This window comes from Psychromonas saccharinae, assembly GCF_051201515.1.
Classification (GTDB): Bacteria; Pseudomonadota; Gammaproteobacteria; order Enterobacterales; family Psychromonadaceae; genus Psychromonas.
The window spans coordinates 4,077,056-4,097,501 of sequence record NZ_CP195153.1 but is presented as its reverse complement, the minus strand read 5'-3'; the positions used below and the strand labels follow the sequence as shown (position 1 = coordinate 4,097,501).

The 20,446-nt window shown below is 39.3% G+C and carries 17 protein-coding genes and 3 tRNA genes; 7 read left to right on the top strand and 13 right to left on the bottom strand.

All coding sequences use genetic code 11. The features are described 5' to 3' along the window. Positions 1-11: 11 nt before the first annotated feature. From ACR30L_RS18330 to rpsF, 5 genes are all read right to left on the bottom strand, one after another. Positions 12-476 carry a GAF domain-containing protein gene (locus tag ACR30L_RS18330; protein WP_435235667.1) on the bottom strand — a complete coding sequence of 155 codons (465 nt, stop codon included), beginning with the start codon at positions 474-476 and terminating at the stop codon, positions 12-14. Between the two features lie 191 nt (positions 477-667). Then, positions 668-1,120, bottom strand: coding sequence for a 50S ribosomal protein L9 (gene rplI / locus ACR30L_RS18325; protein ID WP_435235666.1), 453 nt, complete (start codon positions 1,118-1,120; stop codon positions 668-670). 15 nt (positions 1,121-1,135) lie between these two features. Then, entirely contained in the window at positions 1,136-1,363 is a 228-nt protein-coding gene (gene rpsR, locus ACR30L_RS18320; protein WP_028865159.1) for a 30S ribosomal protein S18, read from the bottom strand. A 9-nt stretch (positions 1,364-1,372) separates the two neighbouring features. Beyond that, positions 1,373-1,678: a primosomal replication protein N gene (priB, locus tag ACR30L_RS18315; RefSeq protein ID WP_435235665.1), complete on the bottom strand. Its 306-nt coding sequence runs from the start codon at positions 1,676-1,678 to the stop codon at positions 1,373-1,375. 8 nt (positions 1,679-1,686) lie between these two features. Further along, on the bottom strand, positions 1,687-2,076 hold the full coding sequence (gene rpsF / locus ACR30L_RS18310; protein ID WP_435235664.1) for a 30S ribosomal protein S6: 390 nt from the start codon (positions 2,074-2,076) through the stop codon (positions 1,687-1,689). 337 nt (positions 2,077-2,413) lie between these two features. Between rpsF and ACR30L_RS18305 the strand changes: the two genes are divergently transcribed. Further along, complete coding sequence (locus ACR30L_RS18305) at positions 2,414-3,646, top strand: DUF481 domain-containing protein (RefSeq protein WP_435235663.1); 1,233 nt, start codon at positions 2,414-2,416, stop codon at positions 3,644-3,646. A 123-nt stretch (positions 3,647-3,769) separates the two neighbouring features. Here the strand turns inward: ACR30L_RS18305 and rlmB are convergent, their stop codons facing one another. Then, positions 3,770-4,510, bottom strand: a complete 741-nt coding sequence (rlmB, locus tag ACR30L_RS18300) for a 23S rRNA (guanosine(2251)-2'-O)-methyltransferase RlmB (protein ID WP_435235662.1) — start codon at positions 4,508-4,510, stop codon at positions 3,770-3,772. A 59-nt stretch (positions 4,511-4,569) separates the two neighbouring features. After that, positions 4,570-7,059 (bottom strand): ribonuclease R, encoded by a 2,490-nt coding sequence (gene rnr, locus ACR30L_RS18295; RefSeq protein WP_435235661.1) that lies wholly within the window; start codon positions 7,057-7,059, stop codon positions 4,570-4,572. A gap of 461 nt (positions 7,060-7,520) precedes the next feature. Between rnr and ACR30L_RS18290 the strand changes: the two genes are divergently transcribed. The 3 genes from ACR30L_RS18290 to ACR30L_RS18280 all read left to right on the top strand — a co-directional run bounded on the left by ACR30L_RS18290 (position 7,521) and on the right by ACR30L_RS18280 (position 7,823). After that, a tRNA-Arg gene (locus ACR30L_RS18290) sits at positions 7,521-7,597 on the top strand. 46 nt (positions 7,598-7,643) lie between these two features. Further along, positions 7,644-7,719: transfer RNA gene (locus ACR30L_RS18285), tRNA-His, on the top strand. A gap of 27 nt (positions 7,720-7,746) precedes the next feature. Continuing rightward, a tRNA-Pro gene (locus ACR30L_RS18280) sits at positions 7,747-7,823 on the top strand. Positions 7,824-8,053: 230 nt separating this feature from the next. Here the strand turns inward: ACR30L_RS18280 and ACR30L_RS18275 are convergent. Further along, complete coding sequence (locus tag ACR30L_RS18275; RefSeq protein WP_435235660.1) at positions 8,054-8,956, bottom strand: LysR family transcriptional regulator; 903 nt, start codon at positions 8,954-8,956, stop codon at positions 8,054-8,056. A 180-nt stretch (positions 8,957-9,136) separates the two neighbouring features. Between ACR30L_RS18275 and ACR30L_RS18270 the strand changes: the two genes are divergently transcribed. Then, complete coding sequence (locus ACR30L_RS18270; protein WP_435235659.1) at positions 9,137-10,840, top strand: L-lactate permease; 1,704 nt, start codon at positions 9,137-9,139, stop codon at positions 10,838-10,840. Positions 10,841-10,905: 65 nt separating this feature from the next. Further along, complete coding sequence (locus ACR30L_RS18265) at positions 10,906-13,719, top strand: FAD-binding and (Fe-S)-binding domain-containing protein (RefSeq protein WP_435235658.1); 2,814 nt, start codon at positions 10,906-10,908, stop codon at positions 13,717-13,719. A 107-nt stretch (positions 13,720-13,826) separates the two neighbouring features. Here ACR30L_RS18265 and ACR30L_RS18260 read toward each other — a convergent pair whose 3' ends face one another. The 4 genes from ACR30L_RS18260 to ACR30L_RS18245 form a co-directional block, all read right to left on the bottom strand. Beyond that, positions 13,827-14,876: a CobW family GTP-binding protein gene (locus ACR30L_RS18260; protein WP_435235657.1), complete on the bottom strand. Its 1,050-nt coding sequence runs from the start codon at positions 14,874-14,876 to the stop codon at positions 13,827-13,829. 112 nt (positions 14,877-14,988) lie between these two features. After that, positions 14,989-15,666 carry a DUF1826 domain-containing protein gene (locus tag ACR30L_RS18255; RefSeq protein WP_435235656.1) on the bottom strand — a complete coding sequence of 226 codons (678 nt, stop codon included), beginning with the start codon at positions 15,664-15,666 and terminating at the stop codon, positions 14,989-14,991. 674 nt (positions 15,667-16,340) lie between these two features. Further along, complete coding sequence (locus ACR30L_RS18250) at positions 16,341-17,318, bottom strand: hypothetical protein (protein WP_435235655.1); 978 nt, start codon at positions 17,316-17,318, stop codon at positions 16,341-16,343. Between the two features lie 268 nt (positions 17,319-17,586). Next, positions 17,587-18,384 carry a TSUP family transporter gene (locus ACR30L_RS18245; protein WP_435235654.1) on the bottom strand — a complete coding sequence of 266 codons (798 nt, stop codon included), beginning with the start codon at positions 18,382-18,384 and terminating at the stop codon, positions 17,587-17,589. Positions 18,385-18,483: 99 nt separating this feature from the next. Between ACR30L_RS18245 and ACR30L_RS18240 the strand changes: the two genes are divergently transcribed. Next, positions 18,484-19,398 carry a LysR family transcriptional regulator gene (locus ACR30L_RS18240; protein WP_435235653.1) on the top strand — a complete coding sequence of 305 codons (915 nt, stop codon included), beginning with the start codon at positions 18,484-18,486 and terminating at the stop codon, positions 19,396-19,398. Positions 19,399-19,504: 106 nt separating this feature from the next. Here ACR30L_RS18240 and ACR30L_RS18235 read toward each other — a convergent pair whose 3' ends face one another. Beyond that, positions 19,505-20,083, bottom strand: a complete 579-nt coding sequence (locus ACR30L_RS18235) for a hypothetical protein (protein WP_435235652.1) — start codon at positions 20,081-20,083, stop codon at positions 19,505-19,507. Positions 20,084-20,446: the final 363 nt, after the last annotated feature.

The window sequence follows — 20,446 nt, the reverse complement described above, 5'->3', positions numbered from 1 at the left end:
TTCTTATTTCACTAGATAGTACTTAGATGTTGCTCAAGGTGTTCAACAAATAAAGCTAACCCTTGCTCATCGATTTCATTAAATCGTTCTGTGATCGGGCTATCAATATCTAAAACCCCAATCGTTTTACCATTAACGTTAATTGGTAATACTATTTCAGATTGGCTTGCTGCATCACAGGCAATATGGCCTTCGAATTGATGCACATCGGCGATACGTTGAATTGTATTTGTGCTAAATGCCGTGCCACATACACCTTTGCCTAATGCAATGCGAACACAGGCAACATTGCCTTGGAAGGGGCCTAATATTAATTGCTCATCGTTTAGTAGATAAAATCCGACCCAGTTAATATTGTCTAGGTTCATATTCAATAGCGCACTAATATTAGCTAAGTTGGCGATCAAGTCGTTTTCACCTTCAATGAGCGAAGTCGCTTGCTTTGCTAATAATTGATATTGTTCTAATGTTTTCATTTTTATCACCTTATGTGTCAGATAGGATAGTGTAGAGCTTCGAGCTTCGAGTATCGGGTTTCGAGTTTTTGATTTTCGCAGCTCGAGGCTCGTGACTCGCAACTTGCTAAATCCCCAGCTTACTCTATTTCAGACAAAAAAATACCCGCTCGAAAGCAGGTATTTTTATCGTTTAAATTGTAAGGGAAAGATTACTCTTCGCCAACAACTTCAACGTTAACAATTGCAGATACTTCAGAATATACTGAGATAGTAATTTCGTAAGTACCTGTATTGCGTAGTGCGCCTTCAGGAAGACGAACTTCACTTTTAACTACAGCTACACCAGCAGCAGTGATTGCATCAGCAATATCACGTGTACCGATTGAACCGAATAGTTTACCTTCATCACCCGCTTTAGAAGTGATAACAACTGATTCTAGAGCTTCTAGAGCAGCACCACGTTCTTGAGCAGCAGCAAGGTTAGCAGCATGTTTAGCTTCTAATTCAGCACGACGTGCTTCAAAAGCTTCTAAGTTTGCTTTGTTTGCTGGCACAGCAATTTGTTTTGGGAAAAGGAAGTTACGTGCGTAACCTGCTTTAACTGTAACTTTATCACCAAGGTGGCCAAGGTTAGCAACTGTATCTTGTAGGATAATTTCCATAATCTATAGCTCCTATTACTTGTGTAAGTCAGTGTAAGGTAAAAGAGACAAGTAACGTGCACGTTTGATTGCGCGAGCTAGTTGACGTTGGTATTTAGCACTTGTGCCAGTAATACGGCTAGGTACAATTTTACCACTTTCAGTGATGTAATTTTTTAACGTTGTAACGTCTTTGTAATCAATTTCGCTAACACCTTCAGCAGTGAAGCGACAGAATTTACGACGGCGGAAGTAACGAGCCATGGTATTTCCTCAAATTTGTTCTATGTACTGAGCATGCAAAACGAGTTTACCAGGCTTATTTTTGCTCTGGTGATAAGTGATAAAACCACTTACTCTTATATGCATACCTTTCGATAATTTATTTTTCAACTGACTAGCTAATGGGCCACTAATTGCAACGGGCATATAACAAAATGCGTTGCGTGGTAAACCAGCTTCTTCTTGCATTGAACGATGTTCAATCGATAAATTGCAGTGTTCAACACCACTCGGACTTGTTTTAAATGTAGGCTTTTCAGTTACTACACCGGCAAGTCGCAAAAAGTTATCAGTCACTAAGTAACTTATGCTTCAGTTGTCGCTTCAGCTTCAACTTCTGGACGTGGTGCACGAGGAGCACGTTCTGGACGTTCTTCTCTTGCTTTAGCCACTACAGACGCTTCAGTTTTTGCAGCTTTAGTACGCATGATCATGTTGCGGATCACAGCGTCGTTGAAACGGAAAGCAGTTTCCAAATCATCGATTACGCTTTGCTCAGCTTCAACGTTCATAAGAACATAGTGTGCTTTGTGTAGCTTGTTGATAGGGTAAGCCAGTTGACGACGGCCCCAATCTTCTAGACGATGAACAATACCGTTAGCTTCTGTAATAGATGCTGTGTAACGTTCGATCATACCATTAACTTGTTCACTCTGATCTGGGTGAACCATAAATACGATTTCATAATGACGCATATAAAAATCGCTCCTTACGGGTTAGTAGCTTCATAAGTTGGCTCAGCCTTACCAAATAGAAGCAAGGAACAAAAAGGGTGGCTGATTTAAGGCCGCAAATTGTACATTTTAGTCTCAATAGGTGCAAGTTATATTTTGCCTTTAAATGCGCTGAGCAAATAGATTTTTAAACGTTTTTCGAAGAATATTTCAAACATTAAAAAATATAAATAAATTAACAAATATTGCATTGATTTTTTTAGTGCTTAGAATGATGTTTTTTGATGAATTTATAAAATATTTTGATGCGCATTATTTGTAATAGCATCGCTTACTTTAATCGTTATGAGTGTGTTTTTTGAAATTTAAATTAGTTTACATTATTGGGTTTAATATTATTTTTTTTGCGGGAAATGCATTGTGGTCCTTTCATAATAATAAGTCACAAGATGTAGACATCGTAATTGATGCGTTTTCGCGTGCAAGTCCTCGAGAGGGGATGTTAAATAAAGATGCGATTGTGAAAGCATCTGTTTCTACTCCCGCCGTTGAATCGGTTAATAAAGCGGAAAAAGAAAAAAAGGAGGTGGTTACATCACCTAGCATTGATGTTAAAGCACAACAAAAATTACGCGATAATTTAGAAAGCCAATTAATCTCATTTAATCAGACAAACATAGACTTAATGACAGAGTTAAATCGTTTTAGACGAGAATTAATGCAAAAAAATCTAGAAATCAATGAATTAAAAGAAGAAAACAAAACACTTAAGTTAGCAAAGTCATCTTCCATTGCATCAGATGTTGAATTAGTTAAAGCTGATATTGAAAGTGAACCTGATCTGATTAAATTTAAAACAAATAAAACTGTGGTTGAAGAATATCAGGCGACAATTGGAAAAGATGTCGCACAACCTCAATACGGTCAACAAAAACCGTTATCAAATTATTCTGGCTCCATTGAATTTGGTTTTTCCTATTCTCAAAATAGTATCGAAACACGTGCTGCAGACGGCCGTTTTATATTAAATTATGAAGCAGCAGATCTATTTGAAATTACCAGTAATGTTAATTTTGGAATAAGAGAAGAAGATAGCTATATGACGGCTAAGAATTTCCGATGGCAATTACAGGGAGATAAATATTTAGATCCGCGTAATTTTATCTATGCGCGTACTGATCTACGACGCACCGAGTTTGCCAGTTATGATAAGGAAGATAGTTATACGGTTGGTTATGGTCGGATTGTTTTAGCAGGTGAAAAGAATGAGTTAAATGTTGAGGTTGGTCCTGGTTATCGTATGGCGTTACCAAATGTGGATACAGGTGCCGTTTCTGTTGATGAATTGATTCTTCGGCTAGGGATTTATGATAAACACGTTCTTTCGGAGTCTTTGCAGCTCTCCCTTGATAGTGAGTTAGAGCTAGGGAAAGAAAATAGTACCTATAGCGCATCCTTTAAACTACAAAATAAAATATATCGAGAATTGTTTTTAATTTCAGAATCTAATTATAAATATACACAAAATGTGCCCGATGGAACGTCGAATAAAGATATATCGACAAATCTTAAGTTGAAGTACGCGTTTTAGCGAGAAGGGGGAAATTAGAAGCGGTGTATTTTGAACGTGTTTGTAAAACATTTAAAAAGAACGAATAACAAGGTGAGTTTTACAAAGTTGTTATTCGTTCTTTTATTCCAATCAGATCGTTGTTTATCGACGTTGGCGTACGACTTCAAACAAACAAATGCCCGTTGCTACGGAAACATTCAAACTTGAAACTGCTCCGGCCATCGGTAATTTGATTAATTCATCGCAATGTTCGCGGGTTAAACGACGTAAGCCTTTGCCTTCCGCCCCCATTGCAATAGCGATACCGCCTTCTAGTTTACAGTCGTAAATATTTTGAGTCGCTTCACCTGCCGTACCGTAAATCCAAATGCCTTTTTCCTGAAGAGCACGCATAGTACGCGCTAAGTTAGTCACATGGATTAACGGTACAGATTCGGCTGCGCCGCAGGCAACTTTTCGTACAACCGGGGTCAAGCTAGCAGAATTGTCCTTGGGGATAATCACGGCATGGACACCTGCAGCGTCGGCACTACGTAAACAAGCGCCAAGGTTATGCGGATCCGTTACGCCATCTAAAATAAGTAAAAAAGGTGGCACCTCTAAATGATTAATATAAGCATCTAAATCATTATCAGTGAGTACTTTCGCGGCCTTAACTCGAGCAATAATGCCCTGATGTTGTTCCCCTTCAGATTTATCATCCAACGCTTTCCGCTGCATAAATTGAACCGATACGCCCCATTCACGTGCTTTTTCAACAATAGCACCTAAACGCTCATCGTCACGTCCTTTGAGTGCATATACTTCAATAACACGTTCAGGTTGTTTTTCTATTAGGGCATCAACGGCGTGCATACCGTAAATTAATTCACTTTTACTCATTTTACTTTCTCTAATTCAGTTTCTAAAATTGGGTGAAAAAAGCTAAGGCTAGATCATTACTAGCTTTCTGTTTTTTTAGCTTTTGCTCTTGCTCGTTCAGCACGACCTGGGCGTTTTTGGGTGCTGGTTGTTTTTTTCTTTTTTGAGGTGGCAGTATTTTTCACACCTTGTTTTATTTTTCTTTTCTTTTTAGGCGCCGACGGTTGTGATTTAGCATGTTTGCTATCTTCTTTCGTCGCTGGTTGCTCAGTGTCTTTATGATTTGCTTGGTTCGCATTTTTAGTGCGTGCGCGACGGTCTATTGGACGATCTTTTTCTTTTTTAGCCGTTTTGCGAGCACGTTTGCGTTGTCCTGCTGCCTCTTGGTCGGCTAGCTCAAAGTCAATTTTCTTATCGTCTAGATTAACCGATAATACTTTGACTTCTAATACATCACCAATACGATATGTACGGCCAGTGCGCTCACCTTTTAAGGTCTGCTTACCGGCATCAAAGATATAGTAGTCGGAAAGTAAGCTGGTAACATGGACTAAACCGTCGATATGAATATCATTCAGACGAACAAAGAAACCAAAATTAGTCACGGCCGCAATTGTCCCTACCATTTTATCGCCAACGTGATCCTGCATATATTCACATTTAAGTGCATCGGCCACATCACGGGTAGCATCATCCGCGCGACGTTCAGTCATCGAACAATGTTCGCCTAATACACTCATCTCACTTTCTTGATAATGATAACCACCGGTATTCGTCCATTTTGATTTTTGTTGTCCTTTTTCTTGCTGTGCAACAACATATTTAATCGCACGATGCAGAATAAGATCTGGGTAACGACGAATAGGTGAGGTGAAGTGTGCATATTCAGACAATGCTAAACCGAAGTGCCCAAGATTTTCATCTTGATAGACAGCTTGTTTCATTGAGCGTAGTAACATGGTTTGCAGCAATTCTTTATCGTCACGTTCAGCAAAACGTTCCGCTAAATTTGCATAATCAAGGGGCGCAGGTTTATCACCACCGTGCAGCGTTAACCCAAGTTCCGATAAAAATGAACGGAAATTGGTGAGCTTTTCTTCACTTGGGGTTTCATGAACCCGGAAAAGTGCAGAAGCCTGTGCTTTTTGAATCAAACGCGCTGATGCGACATTTGCTTGGATCATACATTCTTCGATGATCTTATGAGCATCGTTACGTACAAGGGGCTCAACGGATTCTATTTTACGGTTCTCATTAAACAAGAAACGTACTTCAAGGGTTTCAAATTCCATTCCACCACGAATATGACGTGCTTTTTTGAAAGCTTTATATAAGTTCTCTAATTCTTCAAGGTGTGGTACTAATGGCTGATATTGTTCTCGTAATGTTTCGTCACCCTTTAATATTGCTGCGACCTTGGTATAGGTGAAACGTGCATGGGAGTTCATAACGGCTTCGTAAAATTTATAATCTTTTAATGAACCATCTTTTGAGATAACCATTTCACTAACCATACATAAACGGTCAACCTGTGGATTCAAAGAGCATAAACCATTAGATAGAATTTCAGGTAGCATCGGGATAACTTGATCAGGGAAATAAACAGAGTTACCACGGTTTAGTGCTTCTTTATCTAAAATAGTGTCATTGCGAACGTAATAGCTAACATCGGCAATAGCGACCCATAAACGCCAACCTCCATCGGGTTCGCGTTGACAGAAAACCGCATCATCGAAGTCGCGTGCATCTTCTCCATCGATAGTTACTAATGGTAAATCACGAAGATCAATACGACCTTCAATCGCACTTTCTGGTACAAATTCACCAAAACGTTTTAATTCTTTATCCAACTCTGCAGGCCATTCATGGGGAATGTCATGGGTGCGTAGTGCTATTTCAACTTCCATACCAGGTTCGAGATCTTGTCCAAGTACTTCGGTTACTTTTCCGCGAGCAGTAAAGCGAGCTTTAGGGCGTTGTATGATTTCAACGACGACGATTTGACCATGACGGGCGCCATGATTGTCTTCTTTATTAATCAAAATTTCTTGGGTAAGGCGAGAATCGTCGGGCACCACAACTGCAATACCATCTTCAATAAAAAATCGTCCGACAATGGCTTCTTTACGTGCTTCTAGTAAACGTACAAAACGGGCTTCAGTTCGGCCTCGCGCATCAACTTTGACGGGTTGTGCAAGAATTTCATCGCCGTGGAAAAGGGTGCGCATTTGAAAAGCCGGTAGGAAAAGGTCCGGTCCTTCTTCTTCTGTTTTTAAAAAACCAAAGCCATCTTTGTGTCCAATGACTTTGCCTTTGGCTAAATTAAGTTTTTCAGGTAAAGCATAAGTTGCATTACGGCACCACACGAGTTGACCATCGCGTTCCATTGCTTTTAAACGACGACGCAGTCCTTCAGCTTCTTCTTCACTGCTTAGGTTGAAGGCTTTGAATAGTGCATCTCGACTAACAGGTTTTTCCTGTTTTTCCATATACTCGGTAATAAATTCACGGCTAGGTACTGGGTGTTCATAGGTATTTGATTCGCGATCTAAAAAGGGGTCTTTTTTCATAAAATAAAAGCTCTTTAATAATAATTAAGTAAATTTTGCTTACTTTTCGCGTTCTTCTTTATTGTAATGTATTGGCGATTTATACAAGGCTGAGTATTGATTATGCTATTTACATAATATTTTCTAACGCTGTAGAAATAGTCAATAATTACTTTTTTACTTTATTGAAATCTATTCTGGGCTGTTTTGATGACAGTTTGCATAGCAAAACGGATTGTTTTATCGTTTTGCTCAGAATGCAGGTACTTCGAATAAAATCTGAACGTGAAAGGTTAGCTCACAGGTGAAGTATATCTGAAAAACAATCTCACATCTTATTAATAATTAGTGACAGAATTTAATTATTCATAAGAATATTGTTTAAGGAACAGGCAATTGAGCAAAAATATTAAAAAAACTTAAAAAAGCACTAGACACGATTGCCAACTTGCAATAATATTCGCGCCACGCTAAAGACGTGAGCACCCGTAGCTCAGCTGGATAGAGCGTTGCCCTCCGGAGGCAAAGGCCACAGGTTCGACTCCTGTCGGGTGCGCCATTTCTCTGAGAGCAATATTTCAGGTCTTAAGTGTGTTAGTTTAGTGGCGGATGTAGCTCAGTTGGTAGAGCCCCGGATTGTGATTCCGGTTGTCGCGGGTTCAATCCCCGTCATTCGCCCCATCTTTTCTCGATGTAAAATAGATATCTCGGTGATTAGCGCAGCTTGGTAGCGCATCTGGTTTGGGACCAGAGGGTCAGAGGTTCGAATCCTCTATCACCGACCACATTTAAGAAAACCGCACTTGTTGCGGTTTTTTTTCGTTCTAATTTTGAGGTGATTAGCGCAGTTTGGTAGCGCGTTGTCGCGAAGCCTATAAACAGTTGGACCAGAGGGGTGGTTTTTAGGTTCGAATTTTCTATCCTCGACCACATTTAAAAAAGCCCGCTTAGTTCTTAGAACTAAGCGGGCTTTTTTTTTTTCGAATTAAAGTGATGGGCTTAAGGAGCTTATGCCTTAAAAATAAGAAGTCTTCGCTGAGTAGGCGGCTTTGATATGTTCTATTAACATTTCAATTTTTCGTGGTGGTTGGCGGGTAAAGGGGTAAACGGCATAAATACCGAGTTTTTTACCGACCCGCTCGGGGAATACATCTAATAAATCTCCTTTTAAAAAATCTTCATGGACTAAACATCTTGGAACGTAGGCTAATCCGTGGCCACCAAGTGCGGATTTTCTTAATGCTTCGGTATTATTGGTTGAGAAATTACCTGACACTTTGACCGTGTAGTTACCATCAATCCCTTTGAACTCCCATTCCGAAGCGCCCGTTGTTTGATAGGCATATTGCAGACAGTTGTGATTCACCAGATCTTCGGGAGTCATTGGTGTGCCATAACGTGACATATAAGTTGGTGCGGCACAAATAACCCATTGAGAATCAATAAGGTGTCGTGCGATTAAACTTGAGTCAATTAACTTACCTGTGCGAACGACAAGGTCATATCCACCCTTTAAAATATCAACAAAGGAGTTTTCCAATCCCATATCAACGGTTAAGTCGGGATGCATATTACAAAATTCGGCAACTGCATTGGCTAAAACAAAGTTACCAGAGATGCATGGAACTGACATTTTGATGTGTCCAGTCAAGCTATCTCCAAATCCAGAGACAGAATCAATCGCCTCTAATGTAGCCTGCTTCACATTTCTAGCACGTTGATAGAGCACATTTCCAGCTTCAGTAACGGTTAGTTTTCGTGTGGTTCTAAATAAAAGTTGAACACCAAGTTCATCTTCTAATTTCGCAATATGTTTGCTAACTACAGAATTTGTAAGGGAATTTAGTTCTGCTACTTTACTGAAAGAACCTTCCTCTACCACTTGAACAAATAAGATCAGATCATCTGCTTTAGTCATGATTAGTCCATTTTTGGAAATAATGTTATTCATTATCCTTCTATATCGACAAAAAAGATAGGTGTATTGTGTGCAACATTGCTTTAACGACTCGTTTACAAACTGTTTAATGGTAACAATTCCGGTAACAGTTGTAACTTGATTGACACAATACACTTGATAAAAACAAGGATAATTAGTATGAATGAAACCCTTCTCGCGCTAATTGCATTTTCACCAATAATGGTGGTGGCTATTTTGCTACTTGGCCTAAATTGGCCTGCTAAACGTGCAATGCCCGTCGCATTTTTGGTGACAGCTTTAATTGCATTATTTGTCTGGGATGTATCAATGACTCGGGTTATCTCTTCTTCTTTGCAGGGATTAATGATTACCATTGCGGTACTTTGGATTGTTTTTGGGGCCATCTTTTTACTTAACACTTTAAAGCATACCGGAGCCATTGGCGTTATTCGTAATGGTTTTACGGATATTTCTGCTGACCGTCGTGTTCAAGCGATTATTATTGCATGGTGTTTCGGTACCTTTATCGAAGGTGCATCTGGTTTCGGGACACCCGCTGCAATTGCGGCTCCATTACTTGTTGCTATTGGTTTCCCTGCATTAGCTGCAGTATTGATGGGAATGATGATTCAATCAACCGCTGTGTCATTTGGTGCCGTTGGTACGCCAATTATTGTGGGCGTTAATAAAGGGCTTGATACGCACAACATTACAGAAAAATTAGTTGCTGGTGGCTCGAACTGGGATGCTTATCTGCAGCAAATAACCAGTAGTGTTGCCGTTATTCATGCGATTGTTGGTACGTTTATTCCTGTTTTAATGGCTATTATGCTAACCCGTTTTTTTGGTAAAAAGAAAAGCTGGACCGAAGGATTAGATATTTTACCTTTCGCTATCTTTGCTGGATTATCTTTTACCGTTCCTTATGCGTTGACAGGTGTCTTTCTTGGCCCTGAATTCCCCTCATTAATTGGTGGATTAGCAAGTTTGGCTATTGTTATTACGGCTGCGAAGAAAGGTTTTCTTGTTCCAAAAAATAAGTGGGATTTTGAAAATGAAAGTAGTTGGCCAAAGGAATGGTTGGGTTCACTAAAAATAGATCTAAAAGCCGAGAAAAAAAGTGCTATGAGCCTAGTGCTTGCATGGACGCCCTATGTCCTATTAGCTGCAATATTGGTGGTTAGTCGTGTTAATACTGACTTTAAAGGTTTCTTAACAGGCATCAGCTTATCATTTAGTAATATTTTAGGTGAAACGGGTATTAGCGCATCACTTCAACCCTTGTATTTACCTGGTGGGATTCTTGTTTTTGTTGCATTACTTGCGACGTTATTGCAATCACGCAGTTTTAAACCCTTAGTGAGCGCCGTGGGTGAGTCGAGTAAAACATTATTGGGAGCTGGATTTGTCTTGATGTTTACTATTCCGATGGTGCGTATATTTATCAATTCAGGTGTTAATGCCGCTGATTTAGCAAGTATGCCGGTAACGACTGCTAATTTTGCTTCAAATTTAGTGGGGGATTTATTTCCCGGTTTGAGTGCTTCAATTGGTGCGATGGGGGCATTTATTGCGGGGTCAAATACTGTATCCAATATGATGCTTAGCCAATTTCAGTTTGAAGTAGCGCAATCATTAAGTGTTTCTAGTGTGGTGGTGGTTTCTTTACAAGCAGTTGGTGCCGCTGCCGGTAATATGATTGCAGTTCATAACGTAGTCGCAGCTTCTGCAACGGTTGGTTTGCTGGGGCGTGAAGGGGCGACATTGAGAAAAACAATTATACCTACTTTATTTTATGTTATTGCAACGGGCGTGATTGGGTTAGTCGTGATTTATGGCTATGGGTTTACCGATGCGCTTATGCTCGCCCAAAAGGGGTGATAGTCGGGGCCACATCGATTGGTGTGGCAAATCTTATGGGTAGAAATGTTAACGAAGGATATATGATGGAACTTGACTATCAACAACTAGAAAATAAATTAGCTGAACGGCTAGAAAAAACACAAATATTTACCGAAGAAGCGCAATGTCTCGCGTACGGTACCGACGCCAGTTTTTATCGTTTAATGCCTAAAATGGTACTGCGTTTAAAAAGCCTTGAAGAGGTTATCTTTTCTATAAAAGCCTGTGCTGAACTGAGTATACACTGCACTTTTCGTGCTGCCGGTACCAGTCTTTCGGGTCAGGCTGTCTCTGATTCTGTATTGCTTACCCTAAGTGATGACTGGCGTGGTCACCGTATTCTTGATGATGGTAATAAGATTACTTTACAACCCGGTGTTATTGGTGCAGATGCAAATAAATACCTAGCGCCTTTTGGTCGAAAAATCGGTCCAGATCCCGCTTCTATTAATGCTTGTAAAATTGGCGGAATTGCCGCAAATAATGCCAGTGGTATGTGTTGTGGTACGGCGCAAAATACTTACCGTACAGTGGACAGTATGAAGCTGGTTTTTGCCGATGGTACTTATTTAGATACTGCTAGTGAAGAAAGTATTAGTGACTTCAAAACTAATCAAGCTGAACTAATCGCTGGAATTGAGTCCTTATCGGAAGAAGTGAAGAATAATAGCGAATTAGCACAACGTATCCGTCATAAATATCGTCTTAAAAATACTACGGGGTACGCGCTTAATTCATTGGTTGATTATTCCGATCCGATTGAAGTACTAAAACACTTAATAGTTGGCTCCGAAGGTACGCTTGGTTTTATTGCTGAAATTACCTATAACACTGTTATTGAACATCCTTATAAAGCTTCTGCACTGATTGTTTTTAAAGATATCGAAGAAGCGAGTCTTGCGGTGACTGCATTGGCAAAAGATCCCGTTTCTGCCGTTGAAATGATGGATGGAAGAGCGATGCGTTCGGTTGCAGATAAACCGGGCATGCCAGGCTTTATCGCACAACTTGATTTACAAGCGGGGACCTTGTTGATTGAATCGCGAGCGGGTGATCAGGTTACATTAGATCGTCAATGCGCGACGGTGATGGAGACGGTTTCACAATTTAAAGTGATTGAATCCGTCGCCTTTACGAGCGATGCAGGTATGGTTGCTACCTTGTGGGGAATTCGCAAGGGTATGTTCCCAGCTGTTGGTGCTGTGCGTGAAGTTGGAACCAGTGTGGTCATTGAAGATGTTGCGTTTCCAGTTGAAAACTTAGCGGCAGGTGTACAGGATCTACAGGATCTTTTTGATCAATTTAATTACGATGAAGCGATTATATTTGGTCATGCTCTAGAGGGAAATCTTCACTTTGTATTTACCCAAGGCTTTGAGTCGGAAGATGAAATAAAACGTTACGGTGATTTTATGGATGCCGTTGCTCAGTTAGTGGCGATTAAATATAAAGGTTCATTAAAAGCAGAACATGGAACAGGCCGTAACATGGCGCCATATGTTGAGTTAGAATGGGGGAAAGATGGGTATGCTTTAATGGAACGAATTAAAAAAATATTCGATCCGAAAGGTATCTTGAATCCTGGGGTGATTATTAATGAAGATACGCATTCACATCTCAAAAATCTTAAACCAATGCCGAAGGCCGACGAGCTTGTTGACCGTTGTATCGAATGTGGTTTCTGTGAGCCTGTTTGTCCTTCGCGGACATTAAGCTTGTCGCCACGTCAACGTATCGTGTTGTATCGTGAATTACAGCGCCGAGAATCTGCGGGCGAAAAACAAGGTTCTGCAGCGCTAAGTAAAGTATTTGATTATCAGGGTGTCGATACCTGTGCTGCGACGGGGTTATGTGCAGAGCGCTGTCCCGTTGGTATTAATACTGGCGATTTAATGAAGCAATTGCGCACGGCACGTTATAAAAAATATACACCTATCGCCCGTTGGACTGCTAATCACTTTAGTACGACAACCAAATTCGTTCGAGCAGGTTTAAAAACCAATGCTGTTGCCCAGAAAGTGTTAGGTAATAAAGTCGTTGGGAATATTGTTAATGGTACTCATCACTTAACAGCAGGAAAAACACCGATTTGGATGCCTGAAATACCGACTGCAAATAGTAACGGTGTTGAGAAAAATAGTCTTTCGACTGGCAATGATAAAAAAGTGGTTTATTTCCCTTCCTGTGCGAGCCGAACCATGGGACAGCAAGCTGATAATAAGGATCAACGTTCTTTGACTCAGGTGACGGAATCGCTTATTGCCAAAGCCGGTTTTGAGGTGATTATCCCAGCAGGATTAAACGATCAATGTTGTGGTATGCCCTACGATAGTAAAGGTATGGTTGATTTAGCGAAACAGAAAGCAAAGCAATTGGAAGATGCACTATGGCAGGCTAGTGAGCAAGGCAAATGGCCTGTGTTAATGGATACGAGTCCCTGTGCTAAGCGCAGTCTTGAAGAGTTTACACATCCTTTAGAAGTATTAGAGCCAACAGCTTTTGTGCGTAAATACTTGTTGGATAACTTAACTATTTCGCCAACTCAAGAAACCGTTATGTTACATATTACCTGTAGCGCTCGACGGATGGGATTGGAAAATAGCATGCTTGAATTAGCCAAGGCCTGCGCATCTGATGTTATTGTACCTGAACATATTCAATGTTGTGGTTGGGCTGGAGACAAAGGCTTTACGACACCCGAGCTTAACGCGGCAGCACTCAAAGAGTTAAAAGATCAAGTACCAGATAATTGTACGCGCGGATTCAGTAACAGCCGCACCTGCGAGATTGGTTTATCACACCACAGTGGTATTCCTTACCAATCTATTTTGTATTTACTGGATGAAGTCAGCGCTTAAACAGATTGATGATGACCTATAAAGCCCGTCCTATTGCAAAATATGATGGGCTTTATATTAGGGTCAACAGACTTTAGTAACTCTACTCGCTGAGCAAAAGATATAAACTAATCGACATGAATGATTAATTGTTTAAGTTGTGCTTCCCAAGTGTCATCTAACGTATCGCAAATAATCTCTATACGGCTTTCATCTGCTTTATTTAATGTAAATTCGTTAAAATCTTCGGGGGTGTTGTTATAGCCAAAAATACCATCGTTTGTCATAAATATAGCTTTAACCCTAATCGCCTTAATATGGGTAAGAAAGGGAATCAGTTTATCGTGATTAAATAATTGGTTTGCTGCAAATCGCCAACCAATACTTTGATACCCTTCACCTTGATTAATAGCTTTTATAAAGCCTGATTCTAGTGGTGTTTGGTCGATATTGCTTTGTGAGTCGTGATGATGCGCATGATCATGATGGTGTTCATGTTCATGAGTATGTTGGTGTGGTACTTTTGTCGTGTTATTTCTTTTCGATAAAGCCTCTTTCTTTTCTGATAACCAATCTAAACCGACTGCACCATGCTCCACAAAATATAAGTGTTCGGGAGTATAACCTTTGGTGTTTAAATAAGTGGCTAATGATTGTTTATCCTGCTCATTGTATAAGTCGGCCTTGTTACCCACAATAATGTCTGCAATTTCAAGTTGTTGGTTAAAGGTGTCATGCTCAGTGTAACGGCTGTCTGATAAGTTACGTGCATCAACTAGTGTTACGGTTTTTTCTAAATGAAGAGTTTCTTGATAGTACTCATTCGATAGCAGTTGTAATACTTCTTGAGGGTGGCCTAAGCCTGTCGGTTCGATTAATAATCGATGTGGTTTCGCTTCGGTAAGTAACTGATTAAGAGCGATTTGCATTGGTAATGCAGATGCACAACACATGCAGCCACCAGGTACTTCTCGAATAAAAACATGACTATCTAAAGGAGACGTACCTGAAAGTAAGCCCCCATCAACACCAATTTCTCCAAATTCGTTCACTAGCACAGCCCAGCGTTCATGCTTTGGTTTTTGGCTAAGCAGCTGCATAATTACCGAGGTTTTTCCAACACCGAGAAAACCAGTAATAACATTGGTGGGGACGGCTAAAATTTTTTCGTGTTTCATGTATTTATTGCTCATTATTAGAGATTCATTTACTGAGACCGTACCGAGCAGTATTTAATACACACAAGGGTATTAATAAATCGTGCATCGAGAAGGTGAAGTGCATTATTGATTATTCCATAAAGTCTAAAGTAAGTAATAATCGTTTATTATTATTGCAGATCTCTGGTGAGCGATGTACTGCTCCGTTTCCCTCGTTGTTAAACCACGCATCGCCCTTTAATAGTGCAACATCGCCAATCTGCATCTGTTGTATATCGTTAGCATGTTGAATTAGACCCGATATTTCATCTGGTTTTCCTTTGCTACCGGGCCCTAGTTTCGAACGATTGATTTTATCATGGGGTAACCATTCTGTTGCGGTGCCAGCAAAGGTGGAGACTAAGCGGCAGGGGATTTTATCAACGTGAAATCTTGGACACATTGCACGGTCTAAGGTAGTTAAGCGAAGGCCAACGCGTTTTAATTCGAAAAGAGAACAAAACATCTCTGCCAATAGTGCAATATGTTCACATAGGGGAATCTTATCCATTAATTCAGGCGAGCATTCAATTAAATTATCAACAACTTGAGATGGTGTTGAGGTCATCACGACGGCTAATCGTTGGTTGCTGTGCATAATGCTATTAATATTTTCAATGACTTGATCTGACAAATCATTTTGCCAAATAGCAATATTTACTTCTTCTTGATAAATATCACTTAACACGGAAGCGTATTTATCGATTGATGGGAATCGGTAGCTTGGCAGGGGAGGTTTAATATTAAGCGCAGGGGATAAGTTATGCATTTTATTCTCTTTACTAAAGTTATTTAAATTACGTTATAACATAACATTTAATAAAGAGGAATGTCTACTGACAGTATGTGGTTAGTATATATACCCGTTACCAATCAAGATGCGTTTATCAGTCACTAGCTTGGATACCAAGGCAAGGCGTAACATGATGACCTTTCGAGCGATTAACTGCGTTAATCCTCTATCGGTAGATGTAAAAACAAGACTTTACATCTTTATTGGCTAGTCCTTATCGAATGTTATAACGCAGTATTGGTGTTCGAGCTAGTGACCCGCAGGGCAAGGCGAGAGGCAAACATCTTCGTTGTTATAAAGTCTCGATTTAACCCGTTAGATCTTCACCTTTATGCCTAGAATCTGCTCACCTCTCGTCTTGCTGATTTCTGCATCTTGAATGGTAACGGGTATAGATCGATATTGTGTGGTTTAATGTGTGAATTAAGTAGATAACCGTATATAAAAAGGGAAGTTTATTGCTGGAAGCTAGATATTAGGCTAACTTTTTGAAATAGTAAGTTATATCCTTAAATTAAGAGAATAGAAAAATCGATTTAGATACTGTTTTTTTGTTTATTTGGTCAATTTTTCTAACTGGGTAATTTATTTTTTATGTGTCATTTCTGTATTTACTGAAATGACACCGATATTCTGAATCTTCCTATCAACTACTCCCCAACCACCAAAAACTGTTTAATGATCGACTCGTATTTATGGGCTAATTTTCCTGGTTTAACCGGTGGAATTCGTTTCTGATCTACTTCTTTATTGGTTTTGCTAAATTGTGATGAGAAGTTCTCTGGTAGTTTATGTTTGCGTGTTTGTTGTGAAAGATCAGCAATATCTGCAATATCAATATTGGGATCGAAACGATGGAAGCCTTGGTAACTGAAATGCTTATCCACATGTGCATTACTGAGAGTAACTAATTCGTTCATTAACGCTCGGCTAATGGTATTTAGCGAAAGGTTAGTCACTTGTAAGTAGAGTATTTTATGTTTGGTTTCAGGCAAAGTGCTGCGTTGAGTCTGGTGTATTACAATATCCACTAGCCATAAACCATTTCTCCGTTGTTCGATTTGCCCTAGTGTAAAGGTACTGTGATCATAACTAAGATGAGTCAATATACTTTCAATTTGTTGCTCTGGCGAAATATTAATAAGCGTCGTTTTTTTGGATGGCTGCTTTTCATATTGTTCAGCCATTAAAGGCAGATCAATATGGGTGTTAAAAGGAGTTGTTGTGCTCTCCTTAAGTGTTAATTTAAATAGTTCGCGGATCTCATGTTCGCGCGACTTTTTAATCGCTAAAAAAACGGTTTGAATAATTTCAGATGTTGGTAATTCAGGTTCAACACGCCATTTTCGCCCGAACAGTAATTTTAAATCGTTCGCTGCTGGTGGATATTGATAATTATCGTGACCAACAACACCGACTTGGATATAAATACCACTCGCTTCTTGCGCTGCAAAAACAATATATCGTGGATCATATTCAATATCACAAATAACAGCTTCAACACTTTCTAGGGTGTGTTGGTAGGTTAGATAATGTTGCGGAATGCATTGATTACCATTTGTTAATTGTATTGTTGGCGCTTCAGGCATGACATTCTCACCTAAGCGTAATCGTAAATTGTGGTCCATTGGATTACCCTTGTTTTTATTTTATAGTTTTTACGGTGAAATGGACTGTGCGGATCATATTTTATTTGCTTATCTGCATTGCTATTTAAGATATAAAAAATTAGCAATGCGTGAAATAAATAGATGTTAAGTTTAAAGTGAACGATCTAACTATTTACATCAATACTTTAGGTTATTTGCACAGACATTTCCCCGACAAAATTAGCAGGATAATTATATGATCGGGAATATGACGAAAAAATTTCAATGAATGTAAATTATTCTTTTTTTAGCTTAAAAATAGGTTCATTGGCATATTTTCGTAAACCAATTTAACCGTCATTATCATACAGACGGAGATAAATACGGGACGAACTAGTTTTGTGCCATGACTGATAACAAATTTACTGCCAATTATTGAGCCTATTATTTGGCCTGCCCCCATAATTAATCCCACTTGATAATCAACCTGTCCGATATAAATAAATAAAATAAGTGAGGCGATATTACCCACTAAGTTGAGAGGTTTGGTTGCCATTGTCGCTTGTTTAATGGTGTAACCCAGTAAAATAACAAATGCTAGCATCCAAAAAGAGCCAGTTCCGGGGCCAAAAAATCCATTATAAAAACCAATGAGTAGTCCGCCTAATACCATAAACTGTTTGGTAGTCAGTTTAGCTTTTGTTGCTTCAGTTGATTTTAGTCTGTTGGACGTTAATGAATAAATGGTGATGATCCCCATTAAAATCGGTAATATGATCTCTAGCGATTCCTTGTCAATGACACTCACTGCAAACGCACCTGTAATTGCCCCAATTGATGTGTAGAAAACCCCCAAAGCGAGCCCTTTAATGGGGATTTCTTTGCTAACAATAAACATTAAAGAGGTGGTTAACTCACCGATAATAGCTTGAAATTTATTCGTTCCCAAGGACACCATGGGTGGAAAACCGGTAAGTAATAGACTTGGGATTGTGATCAAGCCTCCGCCCCCTGCAATGGCATCAACAATGCCTGCGATGATTGCGATCAAAAATAAAAAAAGATACAGCAAATCTGTGCTGTGTAAGGTTAAGAAAGGTTCCATTTTGTATTCCTTGTTAATATGTATTTAGTTATATTTGTATCATTCAACAAGGTGTAGTTAAATTAACGATTGTTAACTTCATGATTAAGGTTAAACCTAATGCTTTGTTCTTCTGATATTGAATTTTTTATTACCATTGCTGCTAGTCGTTCTTTAGCCGCAGCAGCTAGAAAGCTAAATGTGACACCGCCAAGTGTGTCACAACGCTTACAGCATGTAGAAGCGAAGTTAGGCGTGAAGTTGGTTGAGCGAAATGCACGTTCTATTTCATTAACGACGGAAGGAAAGCTACTTGCGAAAAGAGGAGAGCTACTTTTAGTCGAGTTAGAAAACTTACAGCAGGATCTTTCCAACGATAAATTGACAATATCGGGGGATATCAAGTTAATGTCGCCGATTGGATTCGGTGAACGGCACATTGGCCCCATTGTCGCGGAATTTCAGAATCAATATCCGTTAACACGAATTGAGTTAAGCCTTTCAGATATTCCTAAATGGTCGGTGCATAATAGCCCGGATATTATGTTTTATATTGGCTACCTAGAAGACTCGTCTCTTAAGCGTATTGTACTTGCAAAGAATCGGCGTTTATTATTAGCATCACCGGCATACCTTAGTGCGACTACCGATTTGAATCATCCGATGGATTTAGTTTATCATCGCTGTATTGCCCTGCGAGAAAACGATGAAGATGCAACTATGTGGCGGTTTACTGAATCGAAAACGAATAAACCGGTCAGCGTTCGCATTACACCAATATTAGCGAGTAATGTTAGCCAGATAACCAAGGATTGGTGTATTGCGGGGCAGGGCATTATTCAACGTTCCGAATGGGATGTAAAACAAGAATTAGAAACGGGTAAGCTGGTTGAAATTCTACCCGATTATCAACTTGCCAGTGCTGATATCGTTGCGCTTTTATCGTCGGATCGCGTTAATCGTTCTAGAAAGGTAACGGCTTTTCTTGAATTTATGCAGGAGAGACTTGCTGAGCGATTAGCAAGGTTTGATTAGTTAAGCGTATAAGTTAACCTCTGTACTGGATAAGCAAAGTGATAAATACATATAACATGATGATTTTAATTCAATATTTATTCCCTTAACTCGCATTGAAATTACGTTATTTAGCAAGTAATCTCAATGGATGTTTTAACGGTTTGATTACCTGTAAAACAGTCCTTATTTTATCGACTTTTGATAAGAATTTTCTTTCAGATTCAGACAGTAATTGCGGTTGGTATTGGTGTATTAAACGATACAAATGATAATAGGATACTTTTTTGGCAATCAACCAAATGATGGAGTATTGAAAATGCTTAATGGTCACGCGTTCAAAATCGACCATTTCTAATTTTTGCTCATCTTCGGCAAGTAAATCTCTGATAGGTAATGCATGCCGTGCTACGCCCATTGCCAGCATATCTGTAATCATTATTCTTAATAAGTCTATTTGTTGTTCCGATAATTTTTCTGGGCGAGTACCCGGTAGCGAACTCATTTTTATTAACTTGGTTTTATCATTAAAGTCAATTAATCTAGGGAAATGGGCAAGTCCAGATAAGCGTTGTAGGGATTTTTTTTCTCGGTTATAACGAAGGCTGCTATTTCTAGTTGGTTTAAATATTTTAGAGACAACTTCTTTGCCTATCTCTACGCGCATTTTATTTGTTTCGTAAACCCCATTTTTTACTGCTTTCATAATAAATTCTCCAATTTTATTTCATGCACTTGGTATCTGCGAGTACTATTGCTTTAGTACCTTGAGTCGAATGCATATTTATGTGCTGTCTACAGAGACGTGAATACTTAGTATTAATATTGCTGAAGTAGTGAGGAATATTCTTAATTAATAGGCCACTGAATTGATTGAATGGTTTGTTGTTTTAGGATACTAAGTATAAATGACATTAATCCATCACTAACATGACATTGTTGTCATTTTACGCTTAAACCACATGCAGTAAAAAGAAGTTTTGCATGTTGATAAAAAGGATAAAGAAGGAGTACGATAAGTATTTCGTCTTATGCATTTTATTTAATAGATAATGGCGCATTTAGGTTA

Bases quoted from the DNA above. Each gene is read 5' to 3' on its own strand.
- ACR30L_RS18330 (WP_435235667.1), bottom strand. From the start codon at position 476: ATGAAAACATTAGAACAATATCAATTATTAGCAAAGCAAGCGACTTCG.
- rplI (WP_435235666.1), bottom strand. From the start codon at position 1,120: ATGGAAATTATCCTACAAGATACAGTTGCTAACCTTGGCCACCTTGGT.
- rpsR (WP_028865159.1), bottom strand. From the start codon at position 1,363: ATGGCTCGTTACTTCCGCCGTCGTAAATTCTGTCGCTTCACTGCTGAA.
- rpsF (WP_435235664.1), bottom strand. From the start codon at position 2,076: ATGCGTCATTATGAAATCGTATTTATGGTTCACCCAGATCAGAGTGAA.
- rlmB (WP_435235662.1), bottom strand. From the start codon at position 4,510: ATGAGTAAAAGTGAATTAATTTACGGTATGCACGCCGTTGATGCCCTA.
- rnr (WP_435235661.1), bottom strand. From the start codon at position 7,059: ATGAAAAAAGACCCCTTTTTAGATCGCGAATCAAATACCTATGAACAC.
- ACR30L_RS18275 (WP_435235660.1), bottom strand. From the start codon at position 8,956: ATGACTAAAGCAGATGATCTGATCTTATTTGTTCAAGTGGTAGAGGAA.
- ACR30L_RS18270 (WP_435235659.1), top strand. From the start codon at position 9,137: ATGAATGAAACCCTTCTCGCGCTAATTGCATTTTCACCAATAATGGTG.
- ACR30L_RS18265 (WP_435235658.1), top strand. From the start codon at position 10,906: ATGGAACTTGACTATCAACAACTAGAAAATAAATTAGCTGAACGGCTA.
- ACR30L_RS18260 (WP_435235657.1), bottom strand. From the start codon at position 14,876: ATGAAACACGAAAAAATTTTAGCCGTCCCCACCAATGTTATTACTGGT.
- ACR30L_RS18255 (WP_435235656.1), bottom strand. From the start codon at position 15,666: ATGCATAACTTATCCCCTGCGCTTAATATTAAACCTCCCCTGCCAAGC.
- ACR30L_RS18250 (WP_435235655.1), bottom strand. From the start codon at position 17,318: ATGGACCACAATTTACGATTACGCTTAGGTGAGAATGTCATGCCTGAA.
- ACR30L_RS18245 (WP_435235654.1), bottom strand. From the start codon at position 18,384: ATGGAACCTTTCTTAACCTTACACAGCACAGATTTGCTGTATCTTTTT.
- ACR30L_RS18240 (WP_435235653.1), top strand. From the start codon at position 18,484: ATGCTTTGTTCTTCTGATATTGAATTTTTTATTACCATTGCTGCTAGT.
- ACR30L_RS18235 (WP_435235652.1), bottom strand. From the start codon at position 20,083: ATGAAAGCAGTAAAAAATGGGGTTTACGAAACAAATAAAATGCGCGTA.